This is a genomic window from Stappia sp. P2PMeth1, from assembly GCF_900185735.1.
In the GTDB taxonomy this organism is placed as follows: Bacteria; Pseudomonadota; Alphaproteobacteria; order Rhizobiales; family Stappiaceae; genus Stappia.
Genome location: NZ_FYAW01000007.1, coordinates 1 through 15,300, shown reverse-complemented (window position 1 = coordinate 15,300; position 15,300 = coordinate 1). Strand labels below are relative to the sequence as shown.

The following is a 15,300-nucleotide window of genomic DNA, read 5'->3' as shown; positions in this document are numbered from 1 at the left end:
AACCGCGATTGCGTCCACAGGTTGGACTTACGGCTCCAAACCGTTATGGTCCGCTGGCATCCGGCAGGAACAGAGAGCAAGAACAAGCGTGTCCCGATACGGCTCCCCCACAGCGCCCGACCGCGGCGGAAAGCGTGACCTGCGGCCGCTGGCCGCGCTGCTCCCCTATCTGGTGAAATACCGGGTCCGAGCGGTGCTGGCCCTGGCCGCATTGATGGGCGCTGCCGGCACCACCTTGCTGCTGCCGATCGCCATTCGGCGGATGATCGATTTCGGCTTCGGCGCGGACGACCCGTCGCTGGTCGACAACTATTTCTCGGTGCTCATTCTCGTCGCCGCCGCGCTCGCCACCTTCTCGGCCCTGCGCTACTATCTGGTCACCTCGCTCGGCGAGCGGATCGTCGCGGACCTGCGGGCCGACGTCTACAGCCACATCATCCGCCTCTCCCCCGGCTATTACGACAGCGCCCGTTCCGGCGAGATCGTCTCGCGTCTCACCGCCGATGCCACCCAGGTCAAGTCGGCGGTCGGCACCAGCGCCTCCATCGCCATGCGCAACCTGATGATGTTCCTCGGCGCCTCGACCATGATGGTGGTGACGAGCCCACGGCTGTCGATGTTCGTGCTCGGTGCCATCCCGATCATCGTGCTGCCGCTGATCGCCTTCGGCCGCAGCGTGCGCCGCCGCTCGCGCCACGCGCAGGACACCCTGGCCGACGCCTCGGCCTATGCCTCCGAGACGCTGGGGGCCGTGCGCACCCTGCAGGCCTTCACCAACGAGGCGCTGGCGAGCCTGCGCTTCGGCTCCAATGTCGAGGAGGCCTTCCGCGCCGCCCGCTCCGCCATCCTCGCCCGCGCCCTGCTCACCGCCTTCGCCATGTTCGTCATCGCCGGCAGCGTCGTCACCGTGCTCTGGGTCGGCGCCAGCGACGTCTTCAACGGCCGCATCACCGCCGGCGAGCTCGGCCAGTTCCTGCTCTATTCGATCTTCGCGGCTGGCGCCCTCGGCGAGCTCAGCCAGGTCTGGGGCGAGATCTCGCTGGCCGCCGGCGCCGCCGAACGCCTGTCGGAACTGCTGAAGATCAAGCCGGAGATCGCCGCCCCGGCGAAACCGGTGAAGCTGCCGCAGCGCGTGTCTGGCGCCCTCGCCTTCGACAACGTCTCCTTCGCCTATGGAGCGGGCAGCGGCCTGCCGGTGATCACCGACGTCTCGCTCGCTGTCGAACCGGGCGAGACGGTCGCCGTCGTCGGCCCCTCCGGCGCCGGCAAGTCGACCCTGTTCCACCTGTTGATGCGCTTCTACGATCCGAGCCAGGGCACGATCCGCGTCGAGGGCGTTCCCTTGCGCGACTGCGACCCGCTCGAGCTGCGCCGGCAGATCGCCCTGGTGCCGCAGGACACCACCGTGTTCGCCGCCAGCATCGCCGACAACATCGCCTTCGGCCGGCCGGAGGCAACGCGGGACGAGATCGAGGCGGCGGCCCGCGCCGCCTTTGCCGACGCCTTCATCCGCGCCCTTCCCAAGGGCTACGACACCGCCGTCGGCGAGCGCGGCGTCACCCTGTCGGGCGGCCAGCGCCAGCGCCTTGCCATCGCCCGCGCCATTCTCAAGGACGCGCCGATCCTGCTGCTCGACGAGGCCACCAGCGCGCTGGACGCGGAGAGCGAGACCCTAGTGCAGACGGCGCTGGAGGGCCTGATGCAGGGCCGCACGACGCTGGTGATCGCCCACCGCCTCGCCACCGTGCTCAAATCCGACCGGATCATCGTCATGGAAGGCGGGCGCATCGTCGAAAGCGGCCGTCACGCCGATCTCGTCGCCCATGGCGGACTTTATGCCAAGCTCGCCAAGCTGCAGTTCGAGACCGGCGCCCGCGCCTTCGACACCGCCTCCGACAGGCGCGAGTCGGCCGCCGAATAGGCCCCGGCACTGCCAGCGAGAGCGACAAAGGCCGGGCACCACGAGCGCCCGGCCTTTGTCGTGTCTCACGCTGGGGTGGAAGTCCGCTCAGTCCTCCGCCGCCACCGGCACCGTGTAGTTCAGCGGCAGCCGCCCGCCGTCCGGATACAGGGTCTGGCCGGTCATGTAGCTGGCATCGTCGGAGGCGAGGAACGCCGCGACGCCCGCGATCTCCGACGGTTCGCCGACCCGGCCGAGCGGCGTGCGCGACAGCACCCGCGTCTGCGCCGCCTTGTCGGCATTCACCGCCGTCAGCATGTCGGTCATGATCGAGCCGGGGCCGATGCCGTTGACGCGGATGCCATGCGGCGCCAGCGCCAGCGCCGCGACCTTGGTGAGCTGGTTCATGCCGCCCTTGGAGATCGAATAGGGCACCTGGTCGGCGATGGCGAAGACCGCGTTCACCGACGACATGTTGATGATGACGCCCGGCTCGCCGCCCGCCGCCACCTTGTCGACCATGTGACGGGCGACCGCCTGGCTGCACAGGAACGCGCCCTTCAGGTTGACCGACAACACGCGGTCGAAATCCGCCTCCTCGATCTCGAGGAAGTCGCCGCCGGCGACGATGCCCGCATTGTTGACCAGGATGTCGATGTCGCCGAAGGCGTCCAGCGTCGCCGCCACCAGGTTGCGGACGTCGAGCTTCTCCGCGACGTTGCAATGGACATAGCGCAACTCGCCGAGGGTCTTCAGCTCCGCCTCGGCCGCCTCGCCGCGCGCATCGTCCACATCGGCGATGACCACCTTGGCACCGTCGGCGAGAAAGCGGCGCGCGATCGCCAGGCCGATACCGCCGGCTCCGCCGGTGACGATGGCAACCTTGTTTTCCAGGGACACGGAGTTCCTCGCTGCTGTCTGTTCACGCAATTCCGGGACAGGCCGCCCGCGCGGGCGATGGGCCGTCCGCGCGCGAACATAGGACGCAGCGCCGCCCCTGTCGATGCGACAGCCTGAAAGCGCTGGGGAAGCAGCGGGCCGTGGCACCTTCCGCAGCGGCGGCCTCAGCCGCCGACCGGCAGGCCGCGTTCCTTCAGCGCCGCGGCGATCTCGTCGATGATCGCCGGATCGTCGATCGTCGCCGGCATCCGGTACTCCGCCCCGTCGGCGACCTGCCGCATGGTGGCGCGCAGGATCTTGCCCGAGCGGGTCTTCGGCAGCCGCTCCACGGTGATCGCCAGCTTGAAGGCGGCGACCGGGCCGATCCGCTCGCGCACCAGGGCGACCAGTTCCTTCTCGATCTCCGCATGCGGCCGGTCGACGCCGGCCTTCAGCACCACGAAGCCGCAGGGCGACTGGCCCTTGAGCTGGTCGGCAATGCCGATCACCGCGCATTCGGCGACGTCCCGGTGGCTCGCCAGCACCTCCTCCATCGCCCCCGTCGACAGCCGGTGGCCGGCGACATTGATGATGTCGTCGGTGCGCGCCATGATGAAGAGATAGCCGTCCTCGTCCATCAGGCCGGCATCGGCCGTCTTGTAGTAGCCGGGGAACTCTTCGAGATAACTGGCGTGGAAGCGCTCCGGCGCGTTCCACAGCGTCGGCAGGCAGCCCGGCGGCAGCGGCAGCTTCACCACCACATTGCCCAGCGCGCCGGTGGCGACCGGGTGGCCGGCATCGTCCACCACCTGCACGTCGTAGCCGGGCATGGGAACCGTCGGCGAGCCGTGCTTGACCGGCAGCATGCCGAGCCCGACCGGATTGCCGACGATCGGCCAGCCCGTTTCCGTCTGCCACCAGTGGTCGATGACCGGCACGCCGAGCTTGTCCTCCGCCCAGGCGATGGTGTCCGGATCGGCCCGCTCGCCGGCCAGGAACAGGGTGCGGAAGGAGCCGAGATCGTAGTCGGCGATCAGCTTGCCCTCCGGATCTTCCTTCTTGATCGCGCGGAAGGCGGTCGGCGCGGTGAACAGGCTCACCACGTTGTGCTCGGAAATCACCCGCCAGAACACGCCGGCATCCGGCGTGCCGATCGGCTTGCCCTCGAAGACGACCGTCGTCGCGCCCTGCAGCAGCGGCGCATAGACGATGTAGGAATGGCCGACGACCCAGCCGACATCGGAGGCCGCCCAGAACACTTCGCCCGGCGCCACGCCATAGTGGTTCGCCATCGTCCATTTCAGCGCCACCATGTGGCCGCCAGTGTCGCGCACCACGCCCTTGGGCTGGCCCGTCGTGCCGGACGTGTAAAGGATATAGAGCGGATCCGTCGCCTTGACCGGCACGCAGGCGACCTTGCGGCCCTGCGCCAGCGCATCGGCGGTGAGGGCGCCGAAATCATGGTCGCGCGCGCCGTCGAGCGCCGCCTCGGCCTGCACCCGCTGCAGCACGAAACAGGCCTCCGGCTTGTGCCGGGACATCTCGATCGCCGCGTCCAGCAGCGGCTTGTAAGCGACCACCCGGCCCGGCTCGATGCCGCAGGAGGCGGCGATGATCGCCTTGGGCGTCGCATCGTCGATGCGGGTGGCGAGTTCGCGCGCGGCAAAGCCGCCGAAGACGACCGAGTGCACCGCGCCGAGCCTGGCGCAGGCCAGCATCGCCATCACCGCCTCGGGGATCATCGGCATGTAGAGGATGACGCGGTCGCCCTTGCCGATGCCGTGATCGGCCAGCACCGCGGCCATGGCGTTGACCCGCTCCAGCGTCTCCTCATAGGTGAAGACGGCCTGAGCCCCGGTGATCGGGCTGTCATAGATGATCGCCGGCTGGCCGGGGCGGTCGCGCTCCACATGCCGGTCGAGGCAGTTGTAGCAGGTGTTGCATTCCGCGCCGGCAAACCACTGGCCATAGCCGCCAAGCGAGGGATCGAAGACCGTGTCCCAGGGCTTCATCCAGTCGATCTCGGCGGCGGCCTTCGCCCAGAAGCCTTCCGGATCGCGCGCCCACGCCTCGTAGACCTCGTGGTAACGGCTGGTCATCGGCTTGTCCTCCCTATGGAAATTCGGCCTGTCGAAACCCGGCCTTCCGCAACGCGGTTCAGCGTATCTGCCGCGACGGGGCACGGAAAGGCAAGCCTTGCCACCCTATACATTCGGCGAATGGGAAGTTTGCTTAGGCGGGCCGTCCTGCAACATGACAGCGCCCTGCTCCCCCGTATAGATTGGCCAGGGCGTCGATTCGGTGCCAGCCTCCTGTCGGTAAAGACCCCCGTGCATCCCGTTTCCGATCCCCTGTTCTATGCCTTCGCCATCCCGGCGGTGATCCTGGTCGGGCTGGCCAAGGGCGGCTTCGGCGGGCCGCTGTCGCTGCTCGGCGTGCCGATGATGAGCCTCGTCATTCCGCCGGTGCAGGCCGCCGGCATCATGCTGCCGATCCTCGTCGTCATGGACATGGCCGGGCTGATCGCCTATCGCGGCAAATATGACGGGGCGAGCCTGCGCATCCTGCTGCCGCCGGCGATCCTGGGCATCGGCATCGGCTATCTCACCGCTGCCCATGTCAGCGATGCCCATGTCCGCCTGCTGGTCGGCCTGGTCGCGGTGCTCTTCACGCTCGACTATCTGCGCGGCGGCGCCCGGATGGGCGAAGCGAAGCCGCAACGCCCCTGGGCCGGGCGGTTCTGGGGCTCGATCGCCGGCTTCACCAGCTTCGTCAGCCATACCGGCGGCCCGCCCTACCAGATCTACATGCTGCCGCTGCGGCTCGACCCGATCCGCTTCGCCGGCACCACCGTGCTGTTCTTCACCACGATGAACGCGATCAAGCTGGTGCCCTATGCCGCGCTCGGCCAGTTCGACGCGGCGAACCTTGCGACCTCCGCCGTGCTGCTGCCGCTCGCCCCGCTGGCGACCCTTGCCGGCGTCTGGCTGGTGCGCCGGGTGCAGCCGGCGCTGTTCTACCGCATCACCTATCTCGCCGTCGGCGTCATCGGCCTCAAGCTCTTGTGGGATGGGGCGAGCGCCCTCCTCGCCTGATCGCGCAGGCCGCCGAACGCAGTTGATCGAACGGGGCTTTGCCGCTTTGATGCCGGGAACGGCGGGGAGAAAGCGCCGGCTGACAGGGCATATCCGGAGGAACGAATGGCCGACAACGGCACCCCCTTCACGCGCGATCTCGACAAGGTCGAGGCGAACTACACACCGCTGTCGCCGCTGAGCTTCCTGGCGAGGGCCGCCGCCGTCTTCCCCGACCAGACCGCCATCGTGCATGGGCGCCAGCGCGTCTCCTATGCCGAGTTCTACGCCCGCAGCCGCAGGCTCGCCTCGGCGCTCGCCGCCAGGGGCATCGGCAAGAACGACACGGTGACGGTGATGCTCTCCAACACCCCGCCGATGCTCGAGGCCCATTACGGCGTGCCGATGACCGGCGCCGTGCTGCATTCGCTCAACACCCGGCTCGACGCCGCCATCCTCGCCTTCCAGCTCGACCACGCGGAAAGCAAGGTCGTCATCACCGACCGGGAATTCGCCCCGGTGATGAAGGAGGCGCTGGCGCTGGCAAAGGTCGCCCCGCTGGTCATCGACTATGACGACCCGCAGTTTCCGCAAGCCGGCGAATTGCTCGGCGAGATCGACTACGAGGCGTTCGTCGCCTCCGGCGATCCGGACTTCGCCTGGCAACTGCCGGCCGACGAATGGGACGCGATCTCGCTCAACTACACCTCCGGCACCACCGGCAATCCGAAGGGCGTCGTCTACCACCATCGCGGCGCCTATCTGCTGGCGCAGGCCAATGTCCTGACCGCCTCGATGGCCCGGCATCCGGTCTATCTGTGGACCCTGCCGATGTTCCACTGCAACGGCTGGTGCTTCCCCTGGTCGCTGTCGCTGGTCGCCGGCACCCATGTCTGCCTGCGCTGGGTCCGCGCCAAGCAGATCTGGGACGCGCTCGCGGACGAAGGCGTCACCCATCTGTGCGGCGCGCCCATCGTCATGTCGACGGTGCTCAACGCGCCGGAGGAGGACAAGCGCGACCTTGCCGGGCGCATCGTCGAGTTCTTCACCGCCGCCGCTCCCCCGCCCGAGGCCGTGCTTGCGGCGATGAAGGAGGCCGGCTTCAACGTCACCCATCTCTACGGCCTGACCGAGGTCTACGGCCCCGCCGTCGTCAACGACTGGAAGCGCGAGTGGGATGCCCGCACCCCGGCCGAGCAGGCGGCGCTGAAAGCACGCCAGGGCGTGCGCTATGTGGCGCTGGAGGATCTCGCGGTGCTCGATCCCCAGACCATGCAACCCGTCCCGGCCGACGGCGAGACCCTCGGCGAGGTGATGTTCCGCGGCAATGTGGTGATGAAGGGCTATCTCAAGAACCCGGCCGCGACGGCGGAGGCCTTTGCCGGCGGCTGGTTCCATTCCGGCGATCTCGGCGTCATGCATGAGGACGGCTATATCCAGCTCAAGGACCGCTCCAAGGACATCATCATCTCCGGCGGCGAGAACATCTCCTCCATCGAGGTGGAGGACGTGCTGTTCAAGCATCCCGAGGTGATGGCCGCCGCCGTGGTCGCACGGCCGGACGAGAAATGGGGCGAGACCCCTTGCGCCTTTGTCGAGCTGCGCCCCGGCGCGCAGGTGACGGCGGATGAGATCGTCGAGTTCTGCCGCCAGCGGCTCGCCCGCTACAAGGTGCCCCGCCATGTGGTCTTCACCGAACTGCCGAAGACCTCGACCGGCAAGATCCAGAAATTCGTGCTGCGCGAGATGGCGAAGGAGGTGTGAGCACCGCGCTCCGGCCGCAAGCGGCGGGCACGCCTGCGACAGCGCGCCGCCCCGTCGCCTTGCGCGTTTCGGAGTAAGATCTCAACGTTCGAAGACATGAAATAAACGGCGCCCACGGGTGCCGGGGAGCAGGACATGACACATCTTCGCCGCACGTTGGCAGGCCTCACGCTTGCCGCAACCCTGGTCAGCGGGGCCGCGCTGGCACAGCAGGGGATGGGTCAGGGCATGGGGGGCGGCGGCATGGCCACCCGGATGGAAGCCATGGACACGGACGGCAATGGCAGCGTCTCGCTGCAGGAGATGCTGACCCACGCCGAGGACGTCTTCCATGCGATGGACAGCGACGGCGACGGCAAGCTGACCATGGACGAATACATGGCGCTCCGGATGGGTTCCCAGCAGGGCGGCAACACCGCGATGCAGGCACGCCGGCAGGAGGAGAAGGAGGCGCGCTTTGCGCCCATGGACACGAACGGCGACGGGACGCTGAGCCTCGACGAGTTCCTGTCCGGCGCCAAGGCCCGTTTCGGCCTCGCCGATGAAAATGGCGACGGCGAACTGGCCCGGCCCGAGTGGCGCGCCTTGCACTTCTGAGGCGTGTTTGGGGCCGCCCACCTGCGCGCCGACAGGTCCGTGCGCCATGACACCCCGACAGTCTGGGCCGCGAAAACACAGAAGCCGCGGCAAGGCCGCGGCTTCTGCTGTGGTCGAAGGGGCCTTGCGGCCCCTTCCCGTGTCAATGCAGGATCTTCAGTGCAGGGTAGAGCCGGAGCGAAGCCGCTCGATCTGGTCCTTGAGCTGAAGTTTCTGGCGCTTCAGGCTGGCGATCTCCAGCGAGTCCGTGCTCGGATGGCGCATCGCCTCTTCCAGTTTTCGCTCAAGATCCGAGTGACGTTTCTTCAACTCGACCAGATGCGACTGAAGGGACATGGATAACCTCCTTGCCTATTCGCGTTTGACGACATCAGTGTGACACAGCCTGCAAGCCCTGTCGAACGCTTCCGAAGGTCCTTGCCCCGATTGCGCGATTGCCGTTAGCGCAGGGTTTACGGAGCGTTTTCTCCGGCGGATCCGCCCGTCCGCGGCCCTCCGGCCGCCGCCTGCGACACCCTGTCCACGGCCGCCGCGCGTCGCCGCGATGTTCAACGGGTCTACCGCCCGGGCCGCCATCGCGGTATCCTGTCGGCGGAAGCGTTTTGGCCTTCGGGAGGACCCTGTCCAAGCGTTCCGGGGCGTTGAAGATGATCGGCTTTGCGAAGGTCGGGCGATCCGCCTTGCACCTTCCGCCGGTCGGGTGGGCGTTTGCGCCGAAAGTCTGGAGTAGAGGCATGGATGCGGGCATGGACGGCGACTTCGACGACAAGACGGTGCGCATCGAGCTGGCGCGCCTGCGCCAGGAACACCGGGACCTCGACATGGCCATCGGCGCCATGGTGGAGACCGGCCGCGCCGACGCGCTGCAGCTTCAGCGCCTGAAGAAAAAGAAGCTCGCGCTCAAGGACCGCATCACCACGCTCGAGGATCGCCTGCTTCCCGACATCATCGCCTGACCGGCCCTGACGGCTCTCCGGCGCCGTGCCGCAAGGCCCTTGCGCACCGCCCGGCTCTGCCTATAGTGCGGGGCCTTCCGGCACGGCCGGCAACAGCAACCTCAGGCAGGGGCGCGCATGGGCGAGGCAAATCCGCAAGTGGCCATCATCATGGGCAGTCAGTCCGACTGGCCGACCATGAAACATGCGGCCGACACGCTGGCGGCACTCGGCGTCTCGCATGAGGCGCGCATCGTCTCGGCCCACCGAACCCCCCAGCGGCTCTACGATTTTGCGACCGGCGCCCGCGAGGCCGGCTTCAAGGTGGTGATCGCCGGCGCCGGCGGTGCCGCCCACCTGCCCGGCATGACCGCTTCGATGACGCCGCTTCCCGTGTTCGGCGTGCCGATCGAGTCCCGCACGCTGAAGGGCGAGGACAGCCTGCTGTCCATCGTCCAGATGCCGGCCGGCATTCCGGTCGGCACCCTTGCAATCGGCAAGGCCGGCGCGGTCAACGCCGCCCTGCTCGCCGCCGCCGTTCTGGCCCTCACGGACACCGCCCTCGCCGCTCGGCTCGACGACTGGCGCCGGCGCCAATCCGAGGCGGTCGCCGAGCACCCGTCCGACGACGCTTGACCAGGAAGGGCACGGGCAGATGATGAAGACCGGCGACCGGCCGTTGCTGCCGGGAGATACGATCGGCATTCTCGGCGGCGGCCAGCTCGGTCGCATGATCGCCCTTGCCGCCGCCCCGCTCGGCCTCAAGACCCATATCTTCTGTCCCGATCCGGCGAGCCCCGCCTTCGAGGTCGCCCAGACCCACACCATCGCCGGCTATGACGATGTTGCCGCGCTCGACATCTTCGCTGCCTCGGTCGATGTCGTTACCTACGAGTTCGAGAACGTCCCCGGCCCGACCGCCAGCCATCTGGCCGCCCGCGTGCCGGTGCGCCCGGGGCCGCGCGCCCTTGCGGTCTCGCAGGACCGGCTGGAGGAAAAGAGCTTCCTGCAGACCGCTGGCATTCCGGTCGCCGGCTTCTGGCGCGTCGACAGCGACGAGGAGGCGGTCGCCGCGCTGCATGAGGCCGGTGGCACAGGCATCCTCAAGACCCGGCGCCTCGGCTATGACGGCAAGGGCCAGATCCTGCTGCGCTCGGCGGCGGAAGCGCGCGATGCCTTCACCCGGCTCGGCCGCCAGGCCGCCATCATGGAAGCCTTCGTGCCCTTCGAGCGCGAGGTCTCGGTGATCGCCGCGCGCGGCCTCGACGGCACCTTGCGCGCCTATGACGTCGCCGAGAACGTCCACCGCGACCATATCCTCAAGACCTCGACCGTACCGGCGGCCCTTGCCCCCGAGCTGGCGGCCGAGGCCCGCCACATGGCGGAGACGATCTGCGAGCGGCTCGACTATGTCGGCGTCATCGGCGTCGAGATGTTCGTGCTGCCGGAGGGAGCAAAGGGCCCGCGCCTCGTCGTCAACGAGATCGCTCCGCGCGTGCACAATTCCGGCCACTGGACCCAGGACGCCTGCCAGGTCTCGCAGTTCGAGCAGCATGTGCGCGCCGTCGCCGGCTGGCCGCTCGGCAGCGCCGAGCGCCATTCCGACGTGGTCATGGAGAACCTGATCGGCGAGGAGGCGGACCGCTGGGCCGACATCCTCAGCGAGGCCGGCGCCTCGCTGCATCTCTACGGCAAGACGGAGAGCCGGCCGGGGCGCAAGATGGGCCATGTCAACCGCATCCGCCCGCTCAAGGCCTGAGCCGGCGACCCGGACCGGATCACCGCAGACCAGAACGCCTCAGACCAGGCCGCCTCAGATCAGGCCGCCTCAGATCAGGCCGATCCGCTCGCGCAGCGCGAAGCGCCACATGACGAGCACGGCGACGAAGGCAAGGCCCGCCGCCAGCCCGATCCAGATGCCGATGCCGCCGAAGCCGAGCGGGAAGCCGAGCACATAGGCGCCGACCATGCCGACGCCCCAATAGCCGGCCACCGCCATGATCATCGGCACCTTGGTGTCCGACAGGCCGCGCAACAGGCTGCCGCCGATCACCTGCGCCCCGTCGAAGACCTGGAACAGCGCCGCCACCGCCAGGAAACTGATGCCGATGGCATGGACGCTTGCCGCATCCGGATTGCCGAAGTCGAGGAACAGGCCGACCAGCGTCTCGGGGATCAGCAGGAAGACGATGGCGCTCGTGCTCATGAAGGCCATGCCGAGGTTGAAGCCGGTCCAGCCGGCCCGCCCGACCGCCTTGCGGTCGCCGCGCCCGGCCGCCAGGCCGATGCGGATCATCGCCGCCTGGCCGATGCCGATCGGCACCATGAAGGCGATCGAGGCGAACTGGGTGGCGATCCCGTGCGCCGCAAGGTCGATGGTGCCGATCCAGCCCATCATCACCGACGTGCCGGAAAACAGCGCCACCTCGACCAGGAGCGTCACCGCGATCGGCCAGCCGAGCTTGACGATCTCCAGGAGCTTCGGCCAGTCCGACCGCCAGATCCGCCCGAACACGCCATAGCGCCGCAGATGCGGCTGGCGCAGCACATAGGCCACCAGCAGCAGGAAGGTCACCGTCGAGGTGATCACCGAGCCGATCGCGGCGCCGACCAGTTCCAGCCGCGGAAACCCGAAATGGCCGAAGATCAGCACATAGTTGACCATGGCGTTGAGCACAGCTCCGGCCACCGTCGCCCACAGGACCGCCTGGGCCCGCTCCATCACGGTGATGAAGTTTCTCAGCGCCATCGTCAGCAGCGACGGCACCAGGGTGACCATCATCACCTGGGCATAGCCGCCGGCCAGCGCCGCCACCTGCGGCTCCTGGCCGAGCGCCAGCAGCAGATCCTCGGTGTGCCACATCACCAGCAGGGCCGGGATCGAATAGAGCGCGACGAACCAGAAGCCCATCCGCACCGCCCGCCGCAGCTCGCGCACCTTGCGCTCGCCGCGGGCCCGCGCCGCCAGCGGGATCACCGCCTGCAGCACGCCCATGCCGAACAGCCAGAGCACGATATAGAGGTTGAAGGCCAGCACCACCGCCGCCAGCTCGGTGGCGCCGAGCCAGCCGATCATCAGCACATCCGTGGTATTGACGGCCATCTGCGCCAGTTGCGCCCCGGCGATCGGGGTGCCGAGCGCCAGGGTCGGCAGGATATCGCCGCGCCAAAGGGCGGAAAGCCGGCCGGCCGGCCGGGCCGTGGAGGGATCGGTCATCCCCTGAACTCCGGGAGTGCCCGGAGCTCACACCGGTGCGCACAGGCCGCGAGGGCCTGAAGAGAGCGCAACCAGGTCCCGCACGGGCAAAGGACATGGACACCGGACGCCGCGCAGGGCGAAAATCCGCGCCGGCAGCCGGACCTCTTCCTAGTTCCTCGCTACAATCCTGTCCAGAAAAACCGGCCGCCCGCTTTTGCCGCCGCGACGCTGAAACCCTGTGCCGAACCGGGTCGGGATTCCCCACTGTGCAGCCGCAAAACATGGCTCGGAACCGGTGAATGCGGGTGGACAAGCCCGGTTGCCTCTGCTAACACAACGCCCTGACTGGCGACGCGAGGGCGGCGCGGCCTTGTCTTTGTGCAAGTGGCAGCCCCTTCCCGGATGGCGACCGGTTTCGGTGGTGATCCGACTTCGCTTCCGCATCACATTGAAATTGCTCCGCACAGGGTGCAGGTCCGCATCCCGTGCAAACACGATGGGAAAAGACGCGTGCAGGTTCTGGTCCGCGACAACAATGTCGATCAGGCGCTCAAGGCGCTTAAGAAGAAAATGCAGCGCGAAGGCATCTTTCGCGAGATGAAGCTTCGCGGCCACTACGAAAAGCCGTCCGAGAAGAAGGCCCGTGAAAAGGCCGAGGCCGTTCGCCGCGCCCGCAAGCTGGCGCGCAAGCGGGCCCAGCGCGAAGGCCTGCTGCCGAGCAAGGCTCCCCGCCGCTAAAAGTACGGCCCGGCGCGGACCAGTGTTTCGCGCCACGTCCAGCCGACACCCCAGGTTCTTTCGCCTCCCTCCCGGGCCGTTACGCCCGGCATGGAGGCGAAGCCGTTTGGGAAGGCCCGCGCCGGCCACGGCCGAAGCGGGTCGGTGCCAGTACGGGTCGGTGCCAGTATGGGTCGATGCCAATACGGGTCGGTGCCGGCATCGGGGAGGCGCCGCGAGCGGGTTCGGCCCTGGCAATTGGCGGATGTCCCGATGCGGTTCGCCGGGTTTCCGCCCGAATCGCTTGGCATCTTGTCGCCTGGCTTCTAGTCGCCCGGCATCGTCCGGCGGCGGGTGGAACGCGCTGGACGATCGTGCCATTGTCCGTCGCGATGGTGTCCGTCGCGATAAAGGCCGTCGCGATAAAGGCCGGTGCGACGAAAGGTCTTGGTTGCGGCGGAAGGCCTTGGCGGCCGGTTGCGGGACAGGACAGGATCAACCGAGGTGGTGGGCATTGCGTAAGGCGACGTTTCGATCAGGCCCCCTGCGGGGTGTTCTCCTCTCCGCCGCCCTGCTGGTGGCGGGTTGCCAGGCATCCGGCCTGTCCTCCGGTTTCGAGGTCGACCGTTCCGCCGGCTCCGCCGCGAACATCGATTCCCTCAACGCGGTGATCAAGGCCAACCCGCGCGACGCGGCCGCCTACAACACCCGCGGCATCGCCTATGGCCAGGCCGGGCGCCACAAGGAGGCGATGGCGGATTTCGACACGGCCCTGCAACTGTCGCCGGACTCGTTCCAGGCCTATGCCAACCGCGCGCTGGTCCACCGCCGCTTGGGCAACCTCAACGCCGCCGTCAACGATTACAGCGCCGCCCTCCGGATCAAGCCGGACTATGACCTTGCCCTTGTCGGGCGCGGCAATTCCTACCGCGAGATGGGCCGCGACGATCTCGCCCTTGCCGATTTCGACGCGGCGATCCGCCGCGATTCGAGCAATGCCCGCGCCTTTCACAATCGCGGCCTGATCCATCAGGCGCGCGGCAGCCATCAGCAGGCCGTCGAGGATTTCGCCATCGCCATTGGCCTCGATCCCAACGCGGCCGAGCCCTATATCGCGCGCGGCATTTCCTATCTCGCGCTGAACGATCCCAAGGCCGCCCTGTCGGACCTGTCCGAGGCGGTCAACCGCGACACGCGCTCCGCCGTCGCCTGGGCCAATCGCGGCTTCGCGCTGGAAACCCTCGGCCAGGCCAGCGACGCGCGCCGGTCCTACAGCCGCGCCCTCGGCATCGACGGCTCCAACCAGATCGCCCGCGAGGGCCTCGGCCGGCTCGACCGGGGCGGGTCCGGCGTGGTCACCCGGAGCTGACGCCAGGCCAGAGCCGTTTCGGAGCCGTTTCGGCGCCCCTCTCGGCATCCCTCTCCGGCGCCCTTCCCGCCGCCGTCCGTGACATCTGCGTGGCTTCCCATCCCCGTGGCTTCCGCCGCAGGGGAGCCCTTTCGTCCTCGTCGCCCCGCCCCCTTCGACGGCAATCCTGAGGGCCGTCCCACAGGCCCGCGGCACATCGGCCCGTCTCCTCCCGAAACGACAGGCCGCCGGTTCTACCCGGGCCACAAGACGCGAAAGGCCGGCAGCGGATCACCGCTGCCGGCCTTTCCTGTTTCTGCAGGTCTTCAACCGCGGGACCTTGCCCTCAGCGCAGCGACACCACCGGCAGCACGACAATGGCGGGTCCCTCGAACCGGTCGGGACGCGGCATCGCGGCTTCGCGCGCCGAGGCGCCAAAGCGGTTGGCATAGACACGGCCGCCCGGCGCCATCAGCAGTTCCAGCCGCCGCTGGTTGGGATGCTGGAGCTGGGCGAAGGTCCGGGTACGGGTGTTGGTAAGGCCCGAAAGGATTTCGGGAAGCGCGGTCCGGTCGGGAAGCGCGGCAAAGCGCGCCAGCGGATCGCGGATCACCGGCTCCGGCAGGCGTCCGGACACCGAGGCCTGGCGGGTCGCCGGAGCGGGAGCGGCGGCGCGCGACGGCGCCACGGCGGAATTGCCGCCCGATGCGCTCGCGGACGCGGTTGCCGGTGCATAGGCGAGGGTCGCGGCGGTGAGGTCCGCCTGCGGCTTGCGGCCGGGTGCCGCGCCGGTGGCGGCGGCGATGGCCGCAACGCCGTCCGTCGGGGCCGGTCGCGGCAGCGCGGCGGCGAGCGCGGTTCCGGTCGCGGCCTCGATCGGACCCTGG

At 68.5% G+C, this 15,300-nt stretch carries 13 protein-coding genes and 1 pseudogene; 9 read left to right on the top strand and 5 right to left on the bottom strand.

Going from position 1 to position 15,300, the window contains the following annotated elements; translation table 11 throughout:
* Nucleotides 1-88: 88 nt before the first annotated feature.
* A complete protein-coding gene (locus P2PM1_RS01790; RefSeq protein ID WP_186397954.1) occupies nucleotides 89-1,921 on the top strand; it encodes an ABC transporter transmembrane domain-containing protein in 1,833 nt (610 codons plus the stop codon).
* A gap of 87 nt (nucleotides 1,922-2,008) precedes the next feature.
* Here the strand turns inward: P2PM1_RS01790 and P2PM1_RS01785 are convergent, their stop codons facing one another.
* Nucleotides 2,009-2,800 carry an SDR family NAD(P)-dependent oxidoreductase gene (locus P2PM1_RS01785; protein ID WP_186388457.1) on the bottom strand — a complete coding sequence of 264 codons (792 nt, stop codon included), beginning with the start codon at nucleotides 2,798-2,800 and terminating at the stop codon, nucleotides 2,009-2,011.
* A 164-nt stretch (nucleotides 2,801-2,964) separates the two neighbouring features.
* A complete protein-coding gene (locus P2PM1_RS01780; RefSeq protein ID WP_186397953.1) occupies nucleotides 2,965-4,878 on the bottom strand; it encodes a propionyl-CoA synthetase in 1,914 nt (637 codons plus the stop codon).
* Nucleotides 4,879-5,109: 231 nt separating this feature from the next.
* On the opposite strand from P2PM1_RS01780, the gene P2PM1_RS01775 reads away from it, so the two are divergent.
* The 3 genes from P2PM1_RS01775 to P2PM1_RS01765 all read left to right on the top strand — a co-directional run bounded on the left by P2PM1_RS01775 (nucleotide 5,110) and on the right by P2PM1_RS01765 (nucleotide 8,214).
* A complete protein-coding gene (locus P2PM1_RS01775; RefSeq protein ID WP_186388459.1) occupies nucleotides 5,110-5,874 on the top strand; it encodes a sulfite exporter TauE/SafE family protein in 765 nt (254 codons plus the stop codon).
* 105 nt (nucleotides 5,875-5,979) lie between these two features.
* The gene (locus tag P2PM1_RS01770; protein ID WP_186397952.1) at nucleotides 5,980-7,617 is read left to right on the top strand and encodes an acyl-CoA synthetase; all 1,638 of its coding nucleotides are present in this window, start codon (nucleotides 5,980-5,982) and stop codon (nucleotides 7,615-7,617) included.
* 135 nt (nucleotides 7,618-7,752) lie between these two features.
* The gene (locus tag P2PM1_RS01765) at nucleotides 7,753-8,214 is read left to right on the top strand and encodes an EF-hand domain-containing protein (protein ID WP_186388461.1); all 462 of its coding nucleotides are present in this window, start codon (nucleotides 7,753-7,755) and stop codon (nucleotides 8,212-8,214) included.
* A gap of 156 nt (nucleotides 8,215-8,370) precedes the next feature.
* On the opposite strand, the gene P2PM1_RS01760 is transcribed toward P2PM1_RS01765, so the two are convergent.
* A complete protein-coding gene (locus P2PM1_RS01760; RefSeq protein ID WP_186388462.1) occupies nucleotides 8,371-8,550 on the bottom strand; it encodes a YdcH family protein in 180 nt (59 codons plus the stop codon).
* Nucleotides 8,551-8,948: 398 nt separating this feature from the next.
* Between P2PM1_RS01760 and P2PM1_RS01755 the strand changes: the two genes are divergently transcribed.
* From P2PM1_RS01755 to P2PM1_RS01745, 3 genes are all read left to right on the top strand, one after another.
* Nucleotides 8,949-9,170 (top strand): YdcH family protein, encoded by a 222-nt coding sequence (locus tag P2PM1_RS01755; RefSeq protein WP_244293104.1) that lies wholly within the window; start codon nucleotides 8,949-8,951, stop codon nucleotides 9,168-9,170.
* A 117-nt stretch (nucleotides 9,171-9,287) separates the two neighbouring features.
* Nucleotides 9,288-9,785 (top strand): 5-(carboxyamino)imidazole ribonucleotide mutase, encoded by a 498-nt coding sequence (gene purE / locus P2PM1_RS01750; RefSeq protein ID WP_186397951.1) that lies wholly within the window; start codon nucleotides 9,288-9,290, stop codon nucleotides 9,783-9,785.
* A gap of 22 nt (nucleotides 9,786-9,807) precedes the next feature.
* On the top strand, nucleotides 9,808-10,908 hold the full coding sequence (locus P2PM1_RS01745; protein ID WP_371636288.1) for a 5-(carboxyamino)imidazole ribonucleotide synthase: 1,101 nt from the start codon (nucleotides 9,808-9,810) through the stop codon (nucleotides 10,906-10,908).
* A gap of 69 nt (nucleotides 10,909-10,977) precedes the next feature.
* On the opposite strand, the gene P2PM1_RS01740 is transcribed toward P2PM1_RS01745, so the two are convergent.
* A complete protein-coding gene (locus tag P2PM1_RS01740; protein ID WP_186397578.1) occupies nucleotides 10,978-12,366 on the bottom strand; it encodes an MATE family efflux transporter in 1,389 nt (462 codons plus the stop codon).
* A 492-nt stretch (nucleotides 12,367-12,858) separates the two neighbouring features.
* On the opposite strand from P2PM1_RS01740, the gene rpsU reads away from it, so the two are divergent.
* Entirely contained in the window at nucleotides 12,859-13,086 is a 228-nt protein-coding gene (gene rpsU / locus P2PM1_RS01735) for a 30S ribosomal protein S21 (protein WP_029059436.1), read from the top strand.
* A 493-nt stretch (nucleotides 13,087-13,579) separates the two neighbouring features.
* A complete protein-coding gene (locus P2PM1_RS01730) occupies nucleotides 13,580-14,434 on the top strand; it encodes a tetratricopeptide repeat protein (RefSeq protein WP_244293105.1) in 855 nt (284 codons plus the stop codon).
* Between the two features lie 325 nt (nucleotides 14,435-14,759).
* Here P2PM1_RS01730 and P2PM1_RS01725 read toward each other — a convergent pair.
* Nucleotides 14,760-15,300 (bottom strand): annotated as a pseudogene (locus P2PM1_RS01725) (ATP/GTP-binding protein); the annotation flags it as partial.